Annotated in this window: 20 protein-coding genes and 2 pseudogenes; 13 read left to right on the top strand and 9 right to left on the bottom strand. The window is 52.8% G+C overall.

The window, feature by feature from the left end; all coding sequences use genetic code 11:
- Nucleotides 1–15: 15 nt before the first annotated feature.
- The 6 genes and pseudogenes from hisS (at nt 16) to dcd (ending at nt 5580) form a co-directional block, all read left to right on the top strand.
- On the top strand, nt 16–1311 hold the full coding sequence (gene hisS / locus HT085_RS02545) for a histidine--tRNA ligase (protein ID WP_003690876.1): 1296 nt from the start codon (nt 16–18) through the stop codon (nt 1309–1311).
- On the top strand, nt 1312–1941 hold the full coding sequence (locus tag HT085_RS02540; protein WP_003690875.1) for a YfgM family protein: 630 nt from the start codon (nt 1312–1314) through the stop codon (nt 1939–1941).
- A gap of 149 nt (nt 1942–2090) precedes the next feature.
- Nucleotides 2091–3548, top strand: coding sequence for a ribosome biogenesis GTPase Der (der, locus tag HT085_RS02535; protein ID WP_010357432.1), 1458 nt, complete (start codon nt 2091–2093; stop codon nt 3546–3548).
- 30 nt (nt 3549–3578) lie between these two features.
- Nucleotides 3579–4478 (top strand): recombination-associated protein RdgC, encoded by a 900-nt coding sequence (locus HT085_RS02530; RefSeq protein WP_003687870.1) that lies wholly within the window; start codon nt 3579–3581, stop codon nt 4476–4478.
- Nucleotides 4479–4529: 51 nt separating this feature from the next.
- Nucleotides 4530–4947, top strand: a pseudogene (locus HT085_RS02525) (hypothetical protein).
- A 66-nt stretch (nt 4948–5013) separates the two neighbouring features.
- Complete coding sequence (gene dcd / locus HT085_RS02520) at nt 5014–5580, top strand: dCTP deaminase (RefSeq protein ID WP_003687863.1); 567 nt, start codon at nt 5014–5016, stop codon at nt 5578–5580.
- Nucleotides 5581–5645: 65 nt separating this feature from the next.
- Here dcd and HT085_RS02515 read toward each other — a convergent pair whose 3' ends face one another.
- Complete coding sequence (locus HT085_RS02515; protein ID WP_003687861.1) at nt 5646–6350, bottom strand: SIMPL domain-containing protein; 705 nt, start codon at nt 6348–6350, stop codon at nt 5646–5648.
- A gap of 131 nt (nt 6351–6481) precedes the next feature.
- Here HT085_RS02515 and HT085_RS11665 point away from each other — a divergent pair, with 131 nt between their 5' ends.
- From HT085_RS11665 to HT085_RS02500, 4 genes are read left to right on the top strand one after another with little or no spacing between them, the layout of a single operon-like run.
- Entirely contained in the window at nt 6482–6784 is a 303-nt protein-coding gene (locus tag HT085_RS11665; protein ID WP_003694948.1) for a hypothetical protein, read from the top strand.
- Nucleotides 6709–7104, top strand: coding sequence for a glycosyltransferase (locus HT085_RS02510; protein ID WP_020996794.1), 396 nt, complete (start codon nt 6709–6711; stop codon nt 7102–7104). Before HT085_RS11665 ends, HT085_RS02510 begins: the two co-directional genes overlap by 76 nt.
- 26 nt (nt 7105–7130) lie before the next feature.
- Nucleotides 7131–7688 (top strand): glycosyltransferase, encoded by a 558-nt coding sequence (locus tag HT085_RS02505; RefSeq protein WP_012503466.1) that lies wholly within the window; start codon nt 7131–7133, stop codon nt 7686–7688.
- Nucleotides 7689–7713: 25 nt separating this feature from the next.
- Nucleotides 7714–8667 carry a PhoH family protein gene (locus tag HT085_RS02500; RefSeq protein WP_003690870.1) on the top strand — a complete coding sequence of 318 codons (954 nt, stop codon included), beginning with the start codon at nt 7714–7716 and terminating at the stop codon, nt 8665–8667.
- 104 nt (nt 8668–8771) lie between these two features.
- Here HT085_RS02500 and HT085_RS02495 read toward each other — a convergent pair whose 3' ends face one another.
- The 5 genes from HT085_RS02495 to yjgA all read right to left on the bottom strand — a co-directional run bounded on the left by HT085_RS02495 (nt 8772) and on the right by yjgA (nt 14019).
- Complete coding sequence (locus HT085_RS02495) at nt 8772–9095, bottom strand: hypothetical protein (protein ID WP_003687855.1); 324 nt, start codon at nt 9093–9095, stop codon at nt 8772–8774.
- Nucleotides 9096–9267: 172 nt separating this feature from the next.
- Nucleotides 9268–10626, bottom strand: a complete 1359-nt coding sequence (locus tag HT085_RS02490; RefSeq protein ID WP_003687853.1) for a polynucleotide adenylyltransferase PcnB — start codon at nt 10624–10626, stop codon at nt 9268–9270.
- Nucleotides 10627–10983: 357 nt separating this feature from the next.
- Nucleotides 10984–12684 carry a single-stranded-DNA-specific exonuclease RecJ gene (gene recJ / locus HT085_RS02485; protein ID WP_003687851.1) on the bottom strand — a complete coding sequence of 567 codons (1701 nt, stop codon included), beginning with the start codon at nt 12682–12684 and terminating at the stop codon, nt 10984–10986.
- Nucleotides 12685–12752: 68 nt separating this feature from the next.
- Nucleotides 12753–13466: a hypothetical protein gene (locus HT085_RS02480; protein ID WP_003706625.1), complete on the bottom strand. Its 714-nt coding sequence runs from the start codon at nt 13464–13466 to the stop codon at nt 12753–12755.
- Between the two features lie 46 nt (nt 13467–13512).
- Nucleotides 13513–14019, bottom strand: coding sequence for a ribosome biogenesis factor YjgA (yjgA, locus tag HT085_RS02475; protein ID WP_025455780.1), 507 nt, complete (start codon nt 14017–14019; stop codon nt 13513–13515).
- Between the two features lie 153 nt (nt 14020–14172).
- Here yjgA and pmbA point away from each other — a divergent pair, with 153 nt between their 5' ends.
- The gene (pmbA, locus tag HT085_RS02470) at nt 14173–15504 is read left to right on the top strand and encodes a metalloprotease PmbA (protein WP_003690863.1); all 1332 of its coding nucleotides are present in this window, start codon (nt 14173–14175) and stop codon (nt 15502–15504) included.
- Between the two features lie 298 nt (nt 15505–15802).
- On the opposite strand, the gene HT085_RS02465 is transcribed toward pmbA, so the two are convergent.
- Nucleotides 15803–16006 carry a cold-shock protein gene (locus HT085_RS02465; RefSeq protein ID WP_002217533.1) on the bottom strand — a complete coding sequence of 68 codons (204 nt, stop codon included), beginning with the start codon at nt 16004–16006 and terminating at the stop codon, nt 15803–15805.
- Nucleotides 16007–16250: 244 nt separating this feature from the next.
- Here HT085_RS02465 and clpS point away from each other — a divergent pair, with 244 nt between their 5' ends.
- Both clpS and clpA read left to right on the top strand, forming a co-directional pair.
- Nucleotides 16251–16553 carry an ATP-dependent Clp protease adapter ClpS gene (gene clpS, locus HT085_RS02460; protein ID WP_010951037.1) on the top strand — a complete coding sequence of 101 codons (303 nt, stop codon included), beginning with the start codon at nt 16251–16253 and terminating at the stop codon, nt 16551–16553.
- 1 nt (nt 16554) lies between these two features.
- Nucleotides 16555–18846 carry an ATP-dependent Clp protease ATP-binding subunit ClpA gene (clpA, locus tag HT085_RS02455; RefSeq protein ID WP_003694941.1) on the top strand — a complete coding sequence of 764 codons (2292 nt, stop codon included), beginning with the start codon at nt 16555–16557 and terminating at the stop codon, nt 18844–18846.
- A 39-nt stretch (nt 18847–18885) separates the two neighbouring features.
- Here clpA and HT085_RS02450 read toward each other — a convergent pair whose 3' ends face one another.
- Both HT085_RS02450 and HT085_RS12245 read right to left on the bottom strand, forming a co-directional pair.
- A complete protein-coding gene (locus HT085_RS02450) occupies nt 18886–21984 on the bottom strand; it encodes a type I restriction endonuclease subunit R (protein ID WP_003690860.1) in 3099 nt (1032 codons plus the stop codon).
- A 230-nt stretch (nt 21985–22214) separates the two neighbouring features.
- Nucleotides 22215–23437: pseudogene (locus HT085_RS12245) on the bottom strand (restriction endonuclease subunit S).
- Nucleotides 23438–23592 lie beyond the last annotated feature (155 nt).

Below are 23592 nucleotides of genomic sequence, written 5' to 3'. Positions count from 1 at the left end.
CACCCCCTTTTTGAAATGGCACAAAAAATCCAATCCGTCAAAGGCATGAACGACCTTCTGCCTGTCGGGCAAAAAGATTTCAAACTCACGGCTGTGTTTTGGCAGGCGTTTGAGGATACGGTAAACCGTTGGACGCGAGCTTACGGTTATCAGCAAATCCGTACGCCGATTGTCGAGCAAACCGGTTTGTTTGTCCGCTCCATCGGCGAGGAAACCGATGTAGTCGGCAAGGAAATGTACACCTTCTCCGATTCAAACGATTCTTTGAGTTTGAGCCTGCGTCCCGAAGGTACGGCCTCTTGTCTGCGTGCGGTGGTCGAACACAACCTTCTGTACAACAGCCCGCAAAAGCTGTGGTATATGGGGCCGATGTTCCGCCGCGAGCGTCCGCAAAAAGGACGCTACCGCCAATTTCATCAGGTCGGTATCGAGGCTTTGGGTTTTGAAGGGCCGGATATTGATGCGGAAATCATCGCAATGTCTGCCGACTTGTGGGAAAAATTGGGTATTCGCGAATACCTGACTTTGGAAATCAACAGCTTGGGCAACCGTGAGGAACGCGCGGCACACCGTGCGGCATTGGTTGAATATCTGACCCGCTATGAAGCGCAACTGGACGAAGACAGCAAACGCCGTCTGAAAACCAATCCTTTGCGCGTTTTGGATACGAAAAACCCTGATTTGCAGGAAATCTGCAATGCCGCGCCGCGTTTGGTAGATTACTTGGGCGAGGCTTCGCAAAACCACTATGCACGCTTCAAGGCGATGTTGGACGGTTTGGGTATTCAATATATTGAAAATTCGCGCTTGGTTCGCGGTTTGGATTATTACAATCAGACGGTTTTTGAGTGGACGACCGACAAACTCGGCGCACAGGCGACTGTGTGCGGCGGCGGACGTTACAACGGTTTGATTGAAGAACTCGGCGGCAAGCCTGCGCCGTCCATCGGCTTTGCGATGGGCATCGAACGGCTGCTGCTTTTGGTGAGCGAATACGGTTCGCTGGAAGTGAACGCCGCGCCTGATGTCTATGCAATGCACCAAGGCGAAGGGGCGGACTTGCAGGTGATGAAATACGCACAAGCCTTGCGCGCGCAAGGTTTCAATGTAATGCAGCATTCCGGCTATCAAAGCCTGAAGGCGCAAATGAAAAAAGCCGACAACAGCGGCGCGCGCTTTGCCCTGATTGTCGCGCAAGACGAACTGGCGGACGGTACCGTTACGCTCAAAGACATGAACGGCGCACACGGTCAGCAAACCGTTTCCGCCACCGATTTGACAGATACTTTACAACAATGGAAGAACGCATAAATGGCAGCCCATCTCGAAGAACAACAAGAGTTAGACAACTTTAAATATTTTTGGAAAACCACGGGCAAATGGCTGTTTGCCCTGCTGATTTTGGCGGCACTCGGCTACTTGGGATACACGGTTTACCAAAACCGTGCGGCTTCCCAAAATCAGGAAGCGGCGGCGGTGCTGGCAAACATCGTGGAAAAGGCGCAAAACAAAGCCCCGCAAAGCGAAATCAATGCCGAACTGTCCAAGCTCCAACAAAGCTACCCCCATTCCATTTCCGCCGCCCAAGCCACGCTGATGGCGGCGGCAACCGAATTTGACGCGCAGCGTTACGATGTTGCCGAAGGTCATTTGAAATGGGTGTTGTCCAACCAAAAAGACAGCCTGATTCAGGCGTTGGCGGCGCAGCGTCTGGGCGTTGTGTTGTTGCAACAAAAAAAATACGATGCCGCGCTTGCCGCACTCGACACGCCGGTTGAGGCGGACTTCGCCCCCCTGCTGATGGAAACTAAAGGCGATGTTTATGCCGCACAGGAAAAAAGCCAGGAAGCCTTAAAAAACTACGGACAGGCTTTGGAAAAAATGCCTCAAGATTCTGTCGGTCGCGAATTGCTTCAAATGAAACTCGATTCGCTGAAATAAATACCGTCTGAAATGCCGCTCTCTCTTCAGACGGCATTTCAGACAACCCCATCCTACGGCAATTCCCGTAAAACCATCCGCCGTGTCCCAACGGACACCTGCTCGTGTTCAGTTCTACCGAACGGCACTTGACACAGAAAGACCCAATCATGAAACCAACCATCGCGCTTATCGGCCGCCCCAACGTCGGCAAATCTACCTTGTTCAACCGTTTGACGCGCACCAAAGACGCGCTCGTGCATGACCTGCCGGGTCTGACCCGCGACCGCCATTACGGACACGGCAAAGTCGGCAGCAAACCTTATTTTGTCATCGATACCGGCGGTTTCGAGCCGGTTGTGGACAGCGGCATTTTGCACGAAATGGCAAAACAAACCTTGCAGGCTGTCGATGAAGCCGATGCGGTTGTGTTTTTGGTGGACGGCCGTACCGGTTTAACACCGCAAGACAAGATTATTGCCGACCGTTTGCGCCAAAGTCCGCGTCCCGTTTATTTGGCCGTGAATAAAGGCGAGGGCGGCGACAGGGCCGTACTTGCCGCCGAGTTTTACGAGCTGGCATTGGGCGAGCCGCACGTTATTTCCGGCGCGCACGGCGACGGCGTGTATTACCTGATTGAAGAAATTTTAGAAAACTTCCCCGAGCCTGAAGCCGAAGAAGCCGATGCAAAACATCCCGTTTTTGCCGTTATCGGTCGTCCGAACGTCGGCAAATCTACGCTGGTTAACGCCATTCTCGGCGAAAAACGCGTCATCGCCTTCGATATGGCAGGCACAACGCGCGACAGCATCCACATCGATTTCGAGCGCGAAGGCAAACCGTTTACCATCATCGATACCGCAGGCGTGCGCCGTCGCGGCAAAGTGGATGAAGCGGTGGAAAAGTTCTCCGTTATCAAAGCTATGCAGGCGGTTGAAGCGGCAAACGTTGCTGTTTTGGTATTGGACGCGCAACAGGACATTGCCGACCAAGATGCGACGATTGCCGGTTTTGCTTTGGAAGCGGGACGCGCGCTGGTAGTTGCCGTCAACAAATGGGACGGCATCAGCGAAGAGCGGCGCGAACAAGTGAAACGCGACATTTCCCGCAAACTGTATTTCCTCGATTTTGCCAAGTTCCACTTTATTTCCGCGTTGAAAGAGCGCGGTATAGACGGTTTGTTTGAAAGCATTCAAGCTGCCTACAACGCGGCGATGATTAAGATGCCGACGCCGAAAATCACGCGCGTATTGCAAACCGCCGTCGGACGCCAACAGCCGCCGCGTGCCGGCTTGGTGCGTCCGAAAATGCGTTATGCCCACCAAGGCGGCATGAATCCGCCGGTGATTGTGGTACACGGCAATTCGCTGCACGCGATTTCCGACAGCTATACGCGCTATCTGACCCAGACCTTCCGCAAAGCCTTCAACCTGCAAGGCACGCCGTTGCGGATTCAATACAATGTTTCGGAAAACCCGTATGAAAATGCGGAAGACAAACCGAAGAAAAAACCGCTGCGCCGCGTCAGCCTGAGCAACCGTATTGAGAAACGCGAAGGCCGAAAGGAAGAGAAAAACCGCTTCAAGAAGAAAACCAAAGTCAGTGTGAAAAAACAATTCAGCAAATAATTCCCGACATTTCAAACAATAGGAAACATTATGTGGTTCAAGCAGATTAGTTTTTATCCGCTCAACAAAGAAAAGCTGCCTGAGGCGGACGTACTTGCCGATAAACTTGCTGAAGCTGAATTTACCCATTGCCAAGGTTTGGACTGGTTCAGCGAAGGCTTTACCGCACCGGTTTCTTTTTCGCCCGAACTCGTTTTCCCTGCCGACTTTACCTTGCGCGTCGCCCTGAAAAAAGAGGAAAAAGTCCTGCCTGCCGGCGTCATCCGCGATATTTTGGAAGAGAAGGTAGCGGAAATCCAAAACAATGAAGCCCGCAATGTCGGTCGCAAAGAAAAACAAGAGCTTAAAGAGCAAATTACAGACGACCTGCTGCCCCGAGCGTTTACCCGCAGCAGCCGTACAGAAGCGGTGTTTAACACCCGCCACGGCTACCTGCTCGTCAATAACGCGGCTTCCGCCAAAGCGGAAAACATCCTGACCAAGCTGCGCGAAGCTTTGGGAGGTTTGGAAGCCTCGCTGCCGAATACCAAACAATCGCCCTCTTCCCTGATGACCGGCTGGCTGTTGCAAGGGCATTGCGAAGGCGGTTTTGAATTAGACAGCGATTGCGAACTCAAAGGTACGGGCGATATTGTTCCCGTCGTCAAAGTATCCAAACAAGACTTAACCGCCGACGAAGTGGTTCAACACGTCAAAAACGGTAAAACCGTTACCCGGCTCGGTTTGGTTTGGCGCGAACAAATCGCCTTTATCCTCACTCAAGACTTCACACTCAAGCGCATCCAATACCTCGACGTATTGCAGGAAGAAGCCGAAAGCAACGGCGACGATGCCGCCGGCCTTGCCTTCGCCTCGCAAATCCTGATGGCGGAATCCGTCAGCACCATGTTGGAAGAGCTGGTTTCCTATTTGGGCGGCTGGCAAGATTGATTTTTCAGACGGCTTTTATACCGTCAGCCAAAATCCAATGGAATAACCCTTATGCTTAAACATCTCGCATTCCTACTGCCCGCCATGATGTTCGCCCTCCCCGCCCAGACCGCCGTCCTAAGCCCCTATCAGGAAACCGGCTGCACCTACGAAGGCGGGATCGGAAAAGACGGGCTTCCTTCAGGCAAAGGCATATGGCGTTGCCGGGATGGGCGCGGTTATACCGGTTCATTCAAAAACGGCAAATTCGACGGGCAAGGCGTTTATACCGTTGCCGCCGGCCGCGAAGTATTTCTCGAGCCGTTCAATTCCGACAGTACCAAATTCCGCAATATGGCATTGTCGGGCACGTTCAAACAAGGCTTGGCACACGGCAGGTTCGCCGCCTCGCAAAACGGCGAAACCCTCTTTTATTATGAAATGCGAACACGGCATGATTAAAGAAGTGAAACTGCCCAAAAACAAATAACCCCCCGTTTTTCAAACAGCATCCCCCAATGCTTTATCCGAACACCGCAAAAAACAAGGAAACCCCATGAGCATCAAGTCCGACAAATGGATACGCCGAATGAGCGAAGAATTCGGCATGATTGATCCCTTCGAGCCGAACCAAATCAAAGAAGCCGACGGACAGCGCATCATCTCCTACGGTACGTCCAGCTACGGCTACGATATCCGCTGCGCCAATGAATTTAAAATTTTTACCAACATCAACAGCACCATCGTCGATCCCAAAAACTTCGACCCGAAAAATTTCGTTACCGTCGAAGACGACTGCTGCATCATCCCGCCCAATTCCTTCGCACTGGCGCGCACGGTCGAATATTTCCGCATTCCGCGCAACGTCCTGACCGTCTGTTTGGGCAAATCCACCTACGCCCGCTGCGGCATCATCGTCAACGTTACCCCGTTCGAGCCGGAATGGGAAGGCTACGTTACCCTCGAGTTTTCCAACACCACCCCCCTGCCCGCCAAAATCTACGCAGGCGAAGGCGTGGCGCAAGTCCTCTTCTTCGAGAGCGACGAAGTGTGTGAAACTTCATACAAAGACCGCAACGGCAAATACATGGGACAAACCGGCGTAACCCTGCCCAAAGCCTGAAATACAAAATGCCGTCTGAACCCTTATCGTCGGGTTTCAGACGGCATCTACCTATTTATCCGTGGTTAGAACTGAACCGTCCCATTGATGCTGATGCTGATTTCCTCCACACCCGGTGCGGCTGAATCCGTACCCTTCATATTGACGCTTGCCGCCATCGGCATCGCGCGCAGCATTTTTGCCCGAACAGCCCCATCGCCCGCAATATGGCTGCCGATTTGCCCAAAATTCAATTTGACGATTTTATAACCGGACGCACCCAGAACGCCCGCCAGTTTTTCGGCACGCGCCTTGAAACGCAAAACGGCATCCTTGCTGACCTGATCGATGACCTCGTTTCGGCGTTCGCGCGACACGCTGAAATCGGTATCTTCAAGCGAAGCATCCGTCTGAACATCAGCAATAAAACGGTTTAAAGCATCAAAATCCCTGCCCTCCGCCTTAAATTCCGCACGCTCCTCCCAGCCTGTTTGAATGCGTCTGCCGTTGGTATATTGATAGCGCGGCATCGCACTGCGCGATACCAATTCGGTTTTAAAGCTACCATTTTTCGATTTTCTGGTAAAATTGTTGAATTTTTTAACAAACTCGGCATTGACGGCATTTTTGTCCCGTCCTTCCGCCGCCACCTGGAAACGCGCGGACATTGTATCCTGAGCCACCTCGATACCCGCCGATTCGGAAAATTCGACAATATTGTAATTCAATGCCTCAGCCGCCGCCGGAAAAGATACCGCCAGCAGGGAAGCCGCCAAAACAGAACGCAGCATATCCGTATCCTTACTTGAAAAACCGCCAATCTAACATATAGGTACGCTAAATTGCGTTAGCATAAGACAACAATTTAAATATTCGATCGGTCTGCCTTATAATAACCGTCTTTCCGATACTGAATCATATTATGTCCGAACCGTTGCACGTCCTCGTCATCCCCTTATGGTATCCACGATCCGAACAGGATGTGGACGGAATATTTTTCCAAAATCAAGCACAGGCCCTCCAACGCAAAGGCATCAAAACCGCCATCCTCGCCCCCATGTTCCGTTATCTGCGGAAAGAAACAGCAAGCATCCTGACCGGTCCTTACGGTTTTGCCCGATACCGGCAAAGCGGTTTGGACATCTACGCATGGCGCAGCATGTATTTCTTCCCCGCTTTCCGTTTATCGACATCGACCGCATCCGCTGGGTGCGCGCCGGTTTGAAAGCCTTCAAACACTACATCCGCGAAAACGGACTGCCCGACCTGATTCACGCCCACTGCATGAACTATGCAGGCATACTTGCCCAAAAAATTTCCGAAAAATACGGCATTCCCTACGTTTTAACCGAACACAGCAGCACCATCACGCGCGGTCTGATCCGTCACCACCAATGGCAGCCGATGGAAAAAGCAGCGGCGCCCGCCTCCGCACGTCTCGCCGTCAGCCGCCATTTCGCACACGTCCTGCAACACAAATACGGCTGCGAATGGCAGTACCTCCCCAACATACCGGGTGGAATATTCAAGCAAACATTTGAATAAAAAGAAAAAATAACAAACCGCATTTCGTGTTCTGCACCGTCTCGCACCTTCGCCGCCTCAAAGGACACGATGTCTTGCTCACTGCTTTTGCCCGGGCGTTGGCACAATGCCCGCAACTGCGCCTGAACATCGGCGGCAGCGGACAGGAAGAACAGCGGCTGAAACAGCAGGCGGCAGACTTGGGCATCGCCCATGCCGTTACATTTTTAGGCGCACTGCAACCCGAAGCAATCTTGGATTTGATGAGGAACAGCGACGCCTTCATCCTCGCCAGCCGCACCGAAACCTTCGGCGTGGTCTATATCGAAGCCCTCTCGCAAGGGTTGCCCGTCATCGCCATACATTGCGGCGGCGCGGAATCCATCGTTTCAGACGGCAACGGATACCTCGTTTCCGTTGACGATGCCGATGTCCTAGCCTTTCTCAAAATATATGAACACCATGCCGATTTTTCCGCCGAACAGCTCAGAACCGACTGCCTCGCAACATTCGGCGAAGATGCCGTTATCGGCAGACTGATTGCCGTATTCCGTCAGGCGGCGCGGAACACGGCGCGAAAACGCCCGAAAAATAGATTAAAATGACGCAAAACAACCTTCGGATTCAAATATGACCCATACCGTCCACCTGCACTTGGAAGAAACCGACAACCCGACGCTGCAACGCCTGTGCGGTTCTTTCGACAGCAACCTCGATTCGCTCGCCAAAGCACTCGACATCCATATCAGCCGCCGTTTCGAGCATTTTACCTTCAACGGTGCATTTGCACACGCCGGCAAACGCGCACTGCTCAAACTCTTGGAAACGGCGCAGACGCGCGACCTAAACGACAGCATCATCCGCCTTGCCGCCGTCGAAACCCAAACCGAAGATGCCGGGCATCAGGAAAAAAATCACGAACACGCCTATTATTTCCGAACCAAGCGCGGCAGCATAGGCGGCAGAACGCCACGGCAGAACGGCTATATCCGCGCCCTGCTCGACCACGACATCGTATTCGGCCTCGGGCCGGCAGGTACGGGCAAAACCTATCTTGCCGTCGCCGCCGCCGTCGATGCGATGGAAAAACACCAAGTCGAACGCATCATTTTAGTGCGGCCTGCCGTCGAAGCCGGTGAGAAACTGGGCTTCCTGCCCGGAGACCTGACCCAAAAAGTCGATCCCTACCTCCGTCCGCTTTATGATGCCCTCTATGACCTGATGGGCTTTGACCGTGTAACCAAGCTGATTGAAAAAGGCCTGATTGAAATCACCCCGCTCGCCTATATGCGCGGCAGGACGCTCAACGGCGCATACATCATCCTCGACGAAGCGCAAAACACCACGCCCGAACAAATGAAAATGTTCCTGACCCGCATCGGCTTCGGCGCGAAAGCCGTCATTACCGGCGACACCAGCCAAATCGACCTGCCCAAAAACATCAAATCGGGATTGAAAGACGCACGTGAGAAACTGCACGGCGTGGCAGGACTGTATTTCCATACCTTCACCGGCGAAGACGTTGTCCGGCATCCTCTGGTGCAAAAAATCGTCGAAGCCTACGAATCGGCAGAACACGACTGACACTCCAATGCCGTCTGAAACCCGATGCATGGAAAATCGGGCAGAGAAAAACAGAGACGGAAGCCAAGCTCCGTATCCGTTTCTTTATCCGTCCAACCGATACATCAATCGAATTTTCTGCATCGGATTGCCTCATCTCCGCAAAACATTGCCGAAGTTTCGCGGTTGCACGCCTGACGCACTTTCTGCCGCGCCACGCCTTCATTCCGATCGCTTGCCTCAAACGTCTTCTGAAAAGGCGTAACGCTGCATACATACATGGTGGAATTTGAACCGAAAAGGTCGATTTTGACGGTATTGCCGCCGCTTTCCAATACGGCGACACGGTGTTCCAACTGCGCCAGACGTGCTTCCAAATCGCTGATTCTGTCGGCAAATGCAGGCATGGCGGCACACGCGGTCAAAATGCCCAAAATACATTTTTTCATCAATTTTTCCTTGTTGCTTGAACCCTGCCCACCCGGACATCCTTTTTCCGGGCGGCAGGGTCAGACTTTATTTGCAGGGATGAAGCCCCTTACAAATCAGAATAATACATGAATCGGCACTTTATGCTTCATCCTATGTGTTGAAACTTCATTGCTCCTTGTCTGTTGACCGTTATTCCCAATCCGTTCCCACAACCTTCGGCTTGGGTTTGCGCCTGCGACGGCGGCGTTTTTTCGCCTGTCCTTCGTTTTTTTCGTGCCGGGCGGCGGCCTCGTTTTTGGTCATTTCCGTCCGCTGTTCCGCCGATGCCGTCTGAAACGCCGTCCACCACTCGGCAAGTGCGCGGTCCGCATTGCCGGTTTCGGCGCGCAAGAGCAGGAAATCATAGGCGGCACGGAAACGCGCCTGTGCAAACAGTTTGTGCGGACGTGCGCCTTTGCGGTTTTCAAACTGCGGCTGGAACATCCAAATTTCACGCATCGTGGCGGAAAAGCGTTGCGGCACGCCCCAACCGCGTTCGACGGTTTCGCGCATCGTATTGATTGCATCGGACAGGGCGGGCGTAGGTTTCAAACCCTGTTGCAGATTGCTTTTCCAATGGCGGTCCAACTCTGGCCACATCAGGGCCGCCAGTACGAAACCGACCGAAACCGATTTGTCGGCACGCAGCCGCTCATCGGTATTTTTCAGGGCAAGCGCCGTCATTTTTCCGGCGATGCCGTCTGAAACGCGCAAAGCATTGAGCAGCGGATGGATGTCCGGTATGTCAAATCCGTTCAAACGTTTCAGACACTCGCGCGCGTGCCCTGAAAACAGCAGTTTCATGATTTCGTCGAACAGCCTTGCCACAGGTTCGTGCTTCAGACGGCATATCGATTCGGCAATCGGTGCGGCGGTTTCTTCCGACAGCTCAAAGCCCAATTTGCCCGACAGGCGGATGGCGCGCAAAATCCTGACAGGGTCTTCCTGATAGCGTTCGGCGGCATTACCAATCATAACCAGCCTGCGGGCGGCAACATCGGCAATCCCGTTGTGGAAATCCAAAATCTCTTCTTTTTCAGGATCGTAATACAAGGCATTGCAGGTAAAATCGCGCCGCATCGCATCTTCTTCGATGCTGCCGTAGGTGTTGTCCTTCATGATTCTGCCGTGCGCGTTCTGATGAACCTTCGCACCGCCGCGAAACGTCGTTACTTCGATAATCTCCGCACCGTTCATCACATGGACAATCTGAAAACGCCTGCCGATGATGCGGCTGCGGCGGAAGAGTTTGTGCACCTGTTCGGGCGTGGCATCAGTTGCGACATCGAAATCTTTGGGTTCGATGCCGAGCAGCAGGTCTCTGACCGCACCGCCGACCACATAAGCCTGAAACCCCGCCCCTTTCAGGCGGCGTATGACGTTTTCGGCGGCAAAGCTCAACATTTCGGCACGGATGTTGTGTCTTTCGGCAGGAATGACCGTTTTACTTTCCGCTTTTTTACTGCTCCGACCGGAAGGCAGCATCTTATTCAACCATTTTTTCAGCATAAATATTCTGACCCGAAGAGCGGCATCTCCACGGGCAACCGTGTTCAGACTGCATCAGGCGGTACGATTCCACAAGATGCCGAAAACCATAAGCAAAAGGCGTAGAAACTACGCCGTCCGAATCACGCCGCCCTCGCGGCGGCAACGCGTCATTATAACAGATTGCCCCTTAAAAAATCAGACCCTGCTTTTGTGGCGGAGTCTGAAATTTGATGCACCTTATATATTGCGTCCCTAAGAAGGGATGATTAACAAAAATTAACACCCTTTACTTTCTTTTCCGATTGGGAACATTCCCGTCGTACAAACAAGCAAATGAAGGAACAGAAATCACATTCAAACGGCGTTCCGCCGCCTCTACGCCGCTTCCCAGTAGTCGATATAAAGCTGCAATTCGAGGTTGTCGCGCCATTCGTTGGCAACGGGGCGGTACACCGTGCGGATGTATTCGGGAATGTCTTCGCTGCAACGCCAGAACATCGCTTCAAATTCGCAGCCGTCTTTTTGCAACCACGCTTTTTTGTGTTTGCCTTCCGCGCCCAAAGGCTGCTGGCGAACGACGTGGAACTCGTCGGTAAAGCTCGGCGGCGCAAAGCCCTGCCCCCAAACGTGGCAGGCGAGGTTTTGCGCCTGTTCCAACGTGATGTCGCAGGCGGGCAGGCTGCCGTCAGTAATATAGGTTTGCGACAAATCGTCTTCGCACACCATCTCACGCACGGCTTCTTCAAAGGCCGTCTGAAACGCGGGAATATTGTGTTCAAGTATGCTTAAACCCGCCGCCATCGCGTGTCCGCCGAATTTCAAAATCAAATCGGGATGGCGTTTGGACACCAAGTCCAAAGCATCGCGCAAGTGCAGATTGGGAATGGAGCGTCCCGAACCGCGCACTTCGCCGTTGTCCGCCGGCGCAAACACGATGGTCGGACGGTAAAAACGGTCTTTGAGGCGGCTGGCAACAATGCCGACCACGCCTTGATGGAAGTCGTCGCGATACGCCACCAAAGTCGTCTGACCTGAAGGCAGGGTTTCGGGAAAGGCGTTCAACGCGTCTCGCAGCATAGACTGCTCGATTTCGCGGCGTTCGATATTGAGGTTGTTTAACCGAGCCGCCAGTTCCTGCGCTTCGGAATCATCTCGCGCCAACAGGCAGGCGATGCCGACCGACATATCGTCCAGCCGTCCGGCGGCGTTGATGCGCGGGCCCAACGCAAAGCCCATATCAAACGGCTGAGCCTTGCGCCAATCGCGCCGCGCCACTTCAAACAAGGCGCGGATGCCGGGGCGCATTTTGCCCGAACGCATCCGTTTCAAACCTTGCGACACGAGGATGCGGTTGTTGTGGTCGAGGGGGACGACATCGGCGACGGTACCGAGTGCGACCAAATCCAAAAGGCCGCCCAGATTCGGCTCTTTGATGCCGTCTGAAAAATAATTGCGGCGGCGCAGTTCGGCACGCAACGCCGTCAACACATAAAAAATCACGCCCACGCCCGCCAAGCTTTTGCTTGGAAAACCGCAGCCTTTTTGGTTCGGATTGACGATGATGCAGTCGGGTACGGTATCGGCTGGCAAATGGTGGTCGGTAACGATGACATCCAAACCCAGAGCCTGCGCGCGCGCCACGCCTGCAATACTGGCAATGCCGTTATCCACCGTAATCAGCAAATCCACGCCTTGCGCGGCGGCGATTTCGGCGAGTTCGGGCGTTAAGCCGTAGCCGTGCTCAAAGCGGTTGGGCACGAGGAAATCCACTTTCGCGCCCATCGCCGCCAAACCGTCCAAACCGACGGCACACGCGGTCGCGCCGTCGGCATCATAGTCGGCGACAATCAGGATTTTTTCCTTGCGTTCAACCGCATCCGCCAAACGGCCGGCGGCGGCTTCGCAATTCGTCAGCGATTGATAAGGCAGGAGGGAAGCGAGTTTGTCGTCCAACTCGGCAGGACTTTGCACACCGCGCGAGGCACAAAGCCGGGCGATTAAAGGATCGGCGCCGGCGGCGAGCAAATGATTGAAAACGTCGGTATTGACGGGGCGGGTTTGGATTTTGACTGACATAGCGCGGGGTTTTACAGTGCGGGTGTGCTTGAAATGCCGTCTGAAGGCTTTTCAGACGGCATTGCCGTTCATTTGTCTGAGGAATTCGCGGCTGCAATCAGAGCCATAGGCAAGACCAGCACCGCGGCCGCCGCATCCAATATCAACAAGGGGGGCGTATATAAGATATTTCCAAACAGCTTGGATTTGTCGGTATGTTTTTCAGTAACCGTATAATAAATATCGGCGGGCACACTTTGCTCAAAATGATAATCGGCGTTCAGTTTTTGCGGCGTGGCGTAGTATTTGCCTTTGGCGGATACGCAGCGCGTGTAAATGGTCCGATTGTCGAGTTTGACCGCTTTAAACTCAAGCTGTTTCAGCTTGGCGATGTCGTCAGGTCTGCCGGTATCATAGCGCAGGCAAAGACCTCCGGTACTGAAATTCTGGCTGCCGGGCGCTTCGAATTTGACCGGCAGGGCTTGGTGGCGGGCATAGCTCGGGGTATCCTCAACTATTTGGAAGGGCTTGTCCAACCCGGCCTTCAAAAGGCCCGTCAGCTTCGCCGAATCTTCGGGATTGACGGCGAACCAGTATTTCCCGCCCATCATCACCAGGCTGCCCTTTTCCAATTGGGCATTGTCTTCGGCAACCACACCGAAGGCGCGGATTTGGTCTTTGTCAACGTGTTTGCGGGTAATTGTTTGGCTGACCGGGTTGTTCATCCCCCGCAACATCATCGTACAGCCGTTCAGTATCAAGGTTGCCGCCAAAACGGCGGCGGTCGTTTTACGGAACAACATTTTATCTTCCAATCTAAATAACGGCGGATGCCGTCTGAAAATATGCCTAAATTTCCGCGCCCCCGTTTTCCATCACGGTTTTCAATTCTTGAAACAGGGCGCGGAAGTTTTTCGGCGGTTTGTCCTGTTCCTGTTCTTTTTTGGTGTTGCGGACGAGCGTCCTCAGCCTGCCCGCGTCGGCGTTTGGAAAATCGGACATAAACTGCGTCAGCGCGCCCTCGTCTGCCAACAACCGTACACGCGCCTGTTCCACGCGTTGCAAAAAGGCGTTGTGCGCCGCATCGTCGCCGCGCAGCTTGGCAAGGAACGCCTCGATGGGCGCGGGATCGGTATCGCGCATCAGACGTCCGATAAATTGCGCCTGACGTTTGAGCGCGCCGTTGGACGTAATTTTTTTATAGGTAACGACGGCCTCGTACAAATCTTCATCCAAACCGATTTTTTTCAGCGTGTCGTTTGAGAGCCTGGTCAGTTCCATACCCAAATCCTGCAAACCGTTCATCTGCTTTTTCATTTGGGTTTTGCTGATCCACTCGTCTTCTTGTTCAAACATCTTGATTCTCGAATTTTTTCCAATAGCGTATTTTAACAGAATGCCGCCGCGTTCAGACGGCTTTTTGCACCGCACGCCCTGCAAGCGGCACGCTTTTGCCCCTGCCGCCCGAAACGGTTAAAATGCCGCAACGCTCCACCAAGAAAGATTGTTATGCTGTTCAACCACACCGCTTCCGAACTCCTCGACCTCTGCCGCCGCACGCTCGACTTGGCAAAAGCAGCGGGCGCGACCGCCGCCGAAGCCGACTTCAGCGAATCGCTCGGACAAAGCGTCAGCGTGCGCTTGGGCGAAATCGAACAAATCGAGTTCCAGCAGGACAAATCGCTGGACATTACCGTTTACGTCGGCAAACGCAAAGGCCGCGCCGGCACCGCCGACTTCTCCGAACAAGCCCTGCGCGACACCGTCCGCGCCGCCGCCGACATCGCCCGCCACACCGCCGAAGACGGTTGCGCCGGACTTGCCGACCCCGAGTTGATGGCGCAACACATCGGCGACCCCGACCTTTACCACGAATGGGATTTGGATACGGAAGCCGCCGTCGGCTTGGCAAAACAATGCGAACAGGCAGCGTTGGACACGGACAGCCGCATCGAAAACTCCGAAGGCGCGGCGGTGCAAACCGGACACTACCAATACGTTTACGGCAACACCCACGGTTTTGCCGCACACCGGCAAAGCACGCACCACAGCATTTCCTGCAGCGTCGTTGCCGCCGACGAAAACGGAATGCAGCGCGACTACTGGTACGATTCCGCCTGCCGCCATCCGGATATGGACAGCCCCGAAACCATCGGTCAAACCGCCGCCCGCCGCACTTTGCGCCGACTCGGCAGCCGCAGCATCCCGACAGGCAGCTACCCCGTCCTCTTCGATACCACCGTTTCGGGCGGGCTGATCGGACACCTCGTCGGCACACTCTCCGGCGGCGCGCTCTACCGCCAAAGCAGTTTCCTGATCGACAGCATCGGCAAAAAAGTCCTGCCCGATTTCCTCAACCTGCGCGAAGAACCGCACATCCCCCGCTCTTTCCGCAGCAGCTATTTTGATGCGGAAGGTGTTGCCACCGCGCCGCGCTTCGTGATTCAAAACGGCATTGTCGAAGGCTATTTCCTCGGCAGTTACAGCGCGCGCAAACTCGGAATGCAGACCACGGGCAACGCCGGCGGCGCGCACAACCTGTATTTGAACCATACGCACGAAACGCAATCCGACCTGCTGAAAGAAATGGGCACGGGATTGCTGGTAACCGAATTGATGGGACAGGGTGCGAACACCATCACCGGCGACTATTCGCGCGGCGTGGCGGGTTTTTGGGTGGAAAACGGCGTGATTGCCTACCCCGTCCACGAGATTACCGTTGCCGGACGCTTGCAGGATATGTACCGCGACATCGTCGGCGTGGCGGATGACGCTTTGCGGCGTTCGTCCAACAAAATCGGTTCGATTCTGATTGCGGGGATGACGGTTGCCGGAAGCTGAACGCCCTGCCGATGCCGTCTGAAGACGAAGGCGGCGCGTTTTGCCCCGTGCCTGCCCGTTTGCCGTTTTATGCCGCACCGCCTTTTACCGGCGACATTGCACATTTTTTTCATCAGCACTGATTTTCCCTTATCCGTCAAAATACTAAGCCACTTGCCCACAACAGGGTACACACAAGTTCAGGATAAGGCGGGCGGGGATTGGGGACTTTTCCGCCATCGGCAAAACGGCAGACAAAAACGGCGGGACATTGCCTGTCCCGCCGTTTTCAAATATACATTTGACCGTACATCAGGAATTAAGCTGCCTGAATGTTGGCGGCCTGTTTGCCTTTAGGGCCGGTGGTTACGTCGAAAGAGACGCGTTGGCCTTCTTTCAGGGTTTTGAAACCTTCCATATTGATCGCTGAGAAGTGTGCGAACAAATCTTCGCCGCCTTCGTCAGGAGTGATGAAACCAAAACCTTTAGCGTCGTTAAACCATTTTACGATACCGGTTGCCATTAGAAACTTCCTATACTTAAAAATTAACAAAATCAGCAAAATAAGGCATACAGCAAACTTAAACGTTCAGCGTTTCCACCCAGCTTTATATACTTGGTCGAGTGCCGACTTTTGCTTAACCGTCTTTTTACATTTGTTAAGACAAAACGTCAAGCTATGTTTTCAAAAAAGTGGGAAAATAGGCGAAAGTACCGAAAATACAACAAAAATGCCGTCTGAACGCGGCTTTCAAATGGGACACGCTATGACCGCGCAACACCAATCCGACACGCTTTTGCACCGCCTGAACACCCTGCCGCCGAAACGTTACGGCGTATTTTTATTGAACGACGATTACACCACGATGGAATTTGTCGTTGAAATCCTGACCGAAATCTTTATGCTCGGGCAGGAACAGGCGGTAGCGGTAATGCTCTCGGTTCATCACGAAGGCAAAGGCCTGTGCGGCACTTACACGCGCGATATCGCCCAAACCAAACAGCAACAAGTCATGCAGCGGGCAAAAGCCGAAGGACATCCGCTGCAATGTATTGTCGAGGAGATTTAATATGCTTGCCCCTGAATTGGAACAGATTTTGCAGCAGCTTTACCGCGAGGCGCGTAAGGCTCATTATGAATTTATCAGCCTCGAGCATCTGCTTTTGGTACTCATCGAAGAAGATGCCGCCGTGCCGAACGTCTTAAAACTCTGCGGTGCGGATTTAAAAGCGGTGTCCGAACAACTCGCCGCCAGCGTTGCCGAAAACACCCCCCTGATTCCCGACCACCTTTTAGACACGGTCGAAACCCGGCCCACGCTCGGCTTCCAACGCGTCATCCAGCGGGCGATGGTGCATACCCAATCGGCAGGCAAAGGCTTGGCCGAGCCTTTGGACGTTTTGGTCGCGCTGATGAGCGAAACCGACAGCCACGCCGTCTATTTCCTCAAGCTGCAATCGGTTACGCGTTTTGAAGTTTTGCGCTGTATTGCCCACGGCTCTCCCGATGAAGATGAAGACGATGGCAACTATTTTTCAGACGGCATGGACGACGATAATGAGAACCGCACCAAACCGGGCAAAAACCCTTTATCGGCGTACACCGTCAACCTCAACGCCGAAGTCAAAGCCGGCCGTATCGATCCTTTGATTGGTCGCAAACACGAAATGGAACGGCTGGTGCAAATCCTGTGCCGCCGCCGCAAAAACAATCCGCTTTTGGTCGGCGAAGCAGGCGTGGGCAAAACCGCGCTGGCGGACGGTTTGGCACATCAAATCGTCAACGACGACATTCCCGACGCGCTCAAAGAGGCCGAAGTGTACGCGCTGGATATGGGTTCGCTTTTGGCGGGCACAAAATACCGCGGCGACTTTGAAGCGCGGGTCAAATCCGTCTTGAAACAGCTCGAAAAAATCCCGCACGCCATTTTATTCATCGACGAAATCCACACCATCATCGGCGCGGGCAGCACCGGCGGCGGCACGATGGACGCGTCCAACCTGCTCAAACCCGCATTGGCGAAAGGTTCATTGCGCTGTATCGGCGCAACCACTTACGACGAATACCGTACTATTTTTGACAAAGACCACGCCCTAAGCCGCCGCTTCCAGAAAATCGACGTGGTCGAACCCACCGTTGCCGAAACCGTTCAAATCCTGCGCGGCTTGAAACCGATGTTCGAAGCCTTCCACCAAGTCCGCTACACGCAAGGCGCACTCGAAGCCGCCGCCGAACTCTCCGCCCGCTACATCAACGAGCGCTTCCTGCCCGACAAAGCCATCGACGTAATGGACGAAGCAGGCGCGGCGCAACGGATTCTGCCCAAATCCAAACAGAAAAAAGTCATCGGCAAAGCGCAAATCGAAACCGTCATCGCCAAAGTCGCGCGGATTCCCGAAAAGACCGTGTCGCACGACGACAAACAAGTGTTGCAATTCCTCGGCCGCGATTTGAACAATATGGTTTACGGGCAGGAAGACGCCATCGACGCGCTGGTTTCCGCCGTCAAAATGTCGCGTTCGGGCTTGGGGCTGCCCGACAAACCGATAGGCAGCTTCCTCTTCTCCGGCCCTACCGGCGTCGGCAAAACCGAAGTCGCCAAACAGCTTGCCTACTCAATGGGCGTACCGCTGCAACGCTTTGATATGTCCGAATACATGGAACGCCACGCCGTATCGCGACTCATCGGCGCGCCACCGGGCTACGTCGGCTTTGAACAAGGCGGCCTTTTGACCGAAGCCGTCAACAAGCAGCCTCATTGCGTGTTGCTCTTGGACGAAATCGAAAAAGCCCATCCAGATATTTTCAACGTCCTCCTGCAAGTCATGGACGCAGGCAAACTGACCGATAACAACGGTAAGAGCGCCGATTTCCGCAACGTCATCCTGATCATGACCACCAACGCAGGCGCAGAAAGCCTCAGCCGACCCAGCCTAGGCTTTACCGCCAAACGCGAGCGCGGCGACGAAATGCAGGCAATCAACAAACTCTTCACGCCCGAGTTCCGCAACCGCTTGGACGCGATCATCCCGTTTGCACCTTTGTCCGAACCCATCATCGTCAAAGTCGTGGACAAATTCCTGCTCCAGCTCGAACACCGGCTCCTCGACAAAAAAGTCGAAGCCGAATTCACACCGGCATTGCGTAAATACTTGGCAGAAAAAGGTTTCGACCCGCAAATGGGCGCGCGCCCGATGCACCGCCTGATTCAGGAAAAAATCCGCAAACCGCTCGCCGACGAACTCCTGTTCGGCAAACTCGCCGACGGCGGCTTTGTGCGGATAGACTGGGATGCGGCGAAAGAAGAAGCCGTATTGAAGTTTAAGAAAAGCAAGGTCAAAATAAAAACCGCCTCCGCATAAAATCAAAAATGCCGTCTGAAAGGTTCAGACGGCATTTTGTCAAATATCGGCCCCTATTCCGGCAAACTTCTCCACAAACGCCGCGATTTTTTGGAAGACGCTTTGTTTCTTCGTCAGATATTGCGGGTTGAGCGGACTCATTTTCGGCAGGGTTTCGGTCAGTTCCGTGCCGTTTTCGCTGGCATAGCCGCGTTTGAGCGAGCCGGTCAAATAGCGTTTGGCGGCGGTTTCGTTCAGACCTTCGGCGGCAATCAATCCTGCCGCTTCGTGCCGCATCACCTCTTGCGCGTAGGTGTAAAAGGTTTCCAGTATGGCGGGAACGTCGGGCACTTTATCCAAATCCGTATCGTTGATGAAATCCACAATCAGGCCCTCTTTGGCGCGGTGGCCGATGCTGGCGCGGATGATGCGGCGGATTTCTTCCACCAGCTCCGCTTTGCCTTTGATTTTTTTGTGATGCTCGAAAACCAGTTGCAGGATGTAATCCAGATTGATTTCCTGCGATTTGAGCAAATCCACCTCAAAAACCACATCGTCCCAGTCGATTTTTGACTGTTCTTTCTGTTCGCCTGCTTTTTGGCGGCGCAGCCAGTCTCGGATGTCGTTATAGGCGGAACGGTAGTCCTGCACCGCCCTTTCAGACGGCATCGGCACTTTCCGCATTTCCTGCACGTCTTCGTCGCTCAGGTAGTATTTTTCCTGAAACGCCTTCATCGCATCTTCGTCCGCCGCGTCCACATTCTGCAATTCGCGCAGCGCGGCAAATTCATCGTAGTTCTGCAATACGTTTTCCGCCCGCAGGTATTCGCCGAAGAGTTTGGCAAAATCTTTTTTGTCTTTTTCCGTTTCGATTTTGTCGGGATCGGGGAAACGCTCGTGCAATTCTTTTGCTACATCCAGATAACCGCGCCGTGCTTCGCCGGTCTGGCTGTCGGTATAGCCGTTCATGTATTCTTCGTAGCTTTTTTCCAGCACTATATTTTTGGTGTTTTTGTCGCCGAAGAGCGTGATCGCATCAATGGTTGCCTGCTCCAAGTCGCGGAAGCAGACAATGTTGCCGAAGGTTTTGGTAGCATCGTAAATGCGGTTGGTGCGAGAAAACGCCTGCATCAGGCCGTGATAGCGCAGGTTTTTATCGACGAACAGCGTATTCAGCGTCGGTGCGTCAAAACCCGTCAAAAACATGCCGACCACAATCAGCAAGTCCACTTCCCGGTTTTTCACCCGTTTTGCCAAATCGCGGTAGTAGTTCTGAAAGGCTTTGCTGTCCGTGCCGAAATTGGTTTTGAAACAGGCGTTGTAATCGTTGATGGCAGCCTGCAAAAATTCTTTCGCGCTGCTGTCCATCGCTTCCGGTTCAAAGGTCTCGTCAACAATTTCACCGACGGCGTTTTGCTCTTCGTTGGCGGCAAAGGAAAAAATGGTGGCTGTTTTCAACGGGTGCAGGCTGCCTGCCTGTTGTGTTTTGAACGCTTCGTAATAGCACTTCGCCGCATCCACGCTGCTGACGGCAAACATGGCGTTGAAGCCTTTGCCGCCCGCATTCAAGCGGTGCGTTTTCTGCCTGAACCGGCTCAGGATATATTGCGTGATTTCGCGGATGCGTTCGGGGTGCAGCAGGGCTTGGCGGTTTTCGGCGGCACTCAGTTCCTTCTCGTCCTGTTCCGCTTCCACGGCTTTGAACTGCGGGCGCACATCGTTGTAATCCACTTTGAATTTCAATACTTTTTCATCGCGGATGGCATCGGTAATCACATAAGAATGCAGCTCCCGCCCGAACACGCCCGCCGTGGTTTCCGCGCCCAAAGCGTTTTCGGGAAAAATCGGCGTGCCGGTAAAGCCGAACTGGCAGAATTTTTTAAATTTCTTTTTCAGGTTTTTTTGCGCTTCGCCGAATTGCGAGCGGTGGCATTCGTCGAAAATAAATACAACCTGCCGGTGATAAACCGGCAGATTATCTTCACTTTTCATCAGGTTGTTCAGCTTTTGGATGGTGGTAACGATGATTTTGTTGCCGTCTTTTTCCAAATTGCGTTTCAAGCCCGCCGTACTTTCCGAGCCGTTTACGCTGTCGGGCGAAAAACGTTGGTATTCCTTCATCGTCTGATAGTCCAAATCCTTCCTGTCCACCACGAAGAAAACCTTGTCGATAAACGCCGATTCCGTCGCCAGACGCGCCGCCTTAAAGCCGGTCAGCGTTTTGCCGCTGCCCGTGGTATGCCAAACATAGCCGCCGCTTTCCGGCCCGCTCCAATTCTTCGCCTGCGCCGAGCTGTTGATTTTCCACAAAATGCGTTCGGCGGCGGCAATCTGGTACGGCCGCATAATCAGCAGCGTATCATTCGCATCGAACACGCTGTAATGCAGCAAAACGCTCAGCAATACGCTTTTCTGCAGGAACGTGGCGGTAAAGTCTTTCAAATCCTTAATCGGATGATTGTCCGACCGCGCCCAATTCATCGTGAAATCGAAGCTGTTTTTGTCGCGCTTGGTGGTGTTGGCGAAATAACGCGTGTCCGTGCCGTTGGAAATCACGAAGATTTGCAGGAATTTGAACAGCGAATTTTCGCTGTTGAAGCTCTCTTTGCTGTAACGGTGCACCTGATTGAATGCCTCGCGCACCACCACGCCGCGCTTTTTCAATTCAATCTGCACCAGCGGCAGGCCGTTTACCAACACGGTAACGTCATAACGGTTTGCATGCGTGCCCGTCTGCTCAAACTGGTTGATAAGCTGCACATGGTTGCGGGCAAGGTTTTTCTTGTCCAGCAGATAAATGTTTTTCAGACGGCCGTCATCAAAAGCGAAATCGTAAATATGGTCGTCGTGGATTTTGCGGGTTTTATCGGTAATGTTTTCAGCCGGCCTGTCCAGATATTCCGTCAAAAACCGCGCCCATTCGCCGTCTGAAAACGCCACATCGTTCAGCCGCTGCAACTGCGCGCGCAGGTTTTCCAGAAGCCTGCTTTGGCTGTTCAAATCCTTGCGGTATTCGTACCCCTGATTCTGCAAATCGGCGATTAACTCCGCTTCCAACCGGTTTTCCGATTGGTAGCTGCCCGACTGTTCGATTTTTTCATATTGGTCGAGCACGATGAAATTCGGCGTTTCGGCGATGGGTTTGGTTTCGAGGTTCATGGGTCGTCCTTTGCGGTGTCGGGTTTTATAGTGAATTAACAAAAACCGGTACTGCGTTGGCTCGCCTTAGCTCAAAGAGAACGATTCCCTAAGGCGCCCAAGCACCAAGTGAATCGGTTCCGTACTATTTGTACTGTCTGCGGCTCGCCGCCTTGTCCTGATTTTTGTTAATTCACTATAAACGGTTTGATGTTCGGATTGGGCTGCCTGAAAAAGTGCAGGCTGCTTTTTCAAGCAGCCTTGGGGAAGGCAAGCAGCTGTTCGCGGTAATATTCGTATTGTTTGCGGCGCAGGGCGATTTCGTGCGGCAGGCCTTCGCTGACGGAGTGGGTCAGGGTATCGAATTTGCCTAGGATGGCGACGATTTTTTCCTGTTCGGGGAGCGGGGGGATGGGGATTTTATATTGCATAATCGCTGCTTTGCTGCCACGCGGCATTTTTGCACCTTTGGCGTGCTTCATATTAAAAGCAAAAAATTTATCATCGGCCAATACCTGATACAGATATTTTGGATTAACCTTTTCATCTGTTACCCGGATAACCAAAACATCACCGTTTGTTCCGCCCGTGCAGTCTGCCTGCCAGATTTTTTTCAAATACGGACGGATATTTCCAATCAAAATGTCATTGACAATATATTCTGTCATTTTTCCTTCGCTTGGAACATAACCGGATAACTTTTTACCTTCTCTGTTTTGTAAGAGATTATCCACGCCAACGTAATTATGTTCGTTCAGTTTATCCGAACAAATACGGTTTTTTGAATATTCGGCAACCTCCCCCAACGTCTTCCAAACCACATTTTTCAGACGGCATTGATAGCCGTCAGCTATCCCCCCCGATTTGATTGTCAAAATCTAAAAGTAAGTCGCGGTAATACCGGTATTGGCGTTTGCGCAGGGCTAATTCCGCTTCCAGCGTAGCTTCCAGCGTAGCTTCCAGCTCGGTGAATTTGTCAAGTATTTTTACAATTTTTTGTTGGGTTTCCAATGATGGGATGGGGATTTTATAGTTATCTGTATCTGGTGTTGCTATTTGTGGCATTTGCATTTTTGATCCGATATTACGAAAATAGTTTTCTTGTGTTTTTAAGAAATAATAAACATATTTTATATAAATATGTTTATTAACTGAATGATAAGACCACATTTCATTTTTATGCGAAAATGGTTTATCGTAATATTCGAATTCAATAATACCTCTTGATTTAACGATAATAGAAGGCTCTCTATGGATATCCTTATCAGGAACATCATCAAAGTCAACTAAATGCAAAAGTTTTTCCTCCTGCAAAAATCTTTAACGGCGCATTATCTTTATGCATTTCTTTCATTTGTCCAGCAGTTATCTTAGTTCCTTTTGTACGAACTAAAACCTCCCCCAATGGCTTCCACTCCACCGGTGCCGTCTGAATCATCTCAATCAATTTTTTCGCTTTGCTTTGCATATCCATGGTTGTTTTCCGTTTCCTTCCCGCTGCGGCGGGATATGGGGCGGTTGCGGGGCGGGTTTCAGCCCGCTATGTCCGTTTGCCGTTATTTCTGCGGGCTGAAGCCCGTCCTGCTTTCAGGCTGCCTGAAATCGTGTGCAGGCTGCTTTTTCAGGTAG

This window comes from Neisseria gonorrhoeae (assembly GCF_013030075.1).
Lineage (GTDB): Bacteria > Pseudomonadota > Gammaproteobacteria > Burkholderiales > Neisseriaceae > Neisseria > Neisseria gonorrhoeae.
This window is presented reverse-complemented; position numbering and strand designations above follow the sequence as displayed.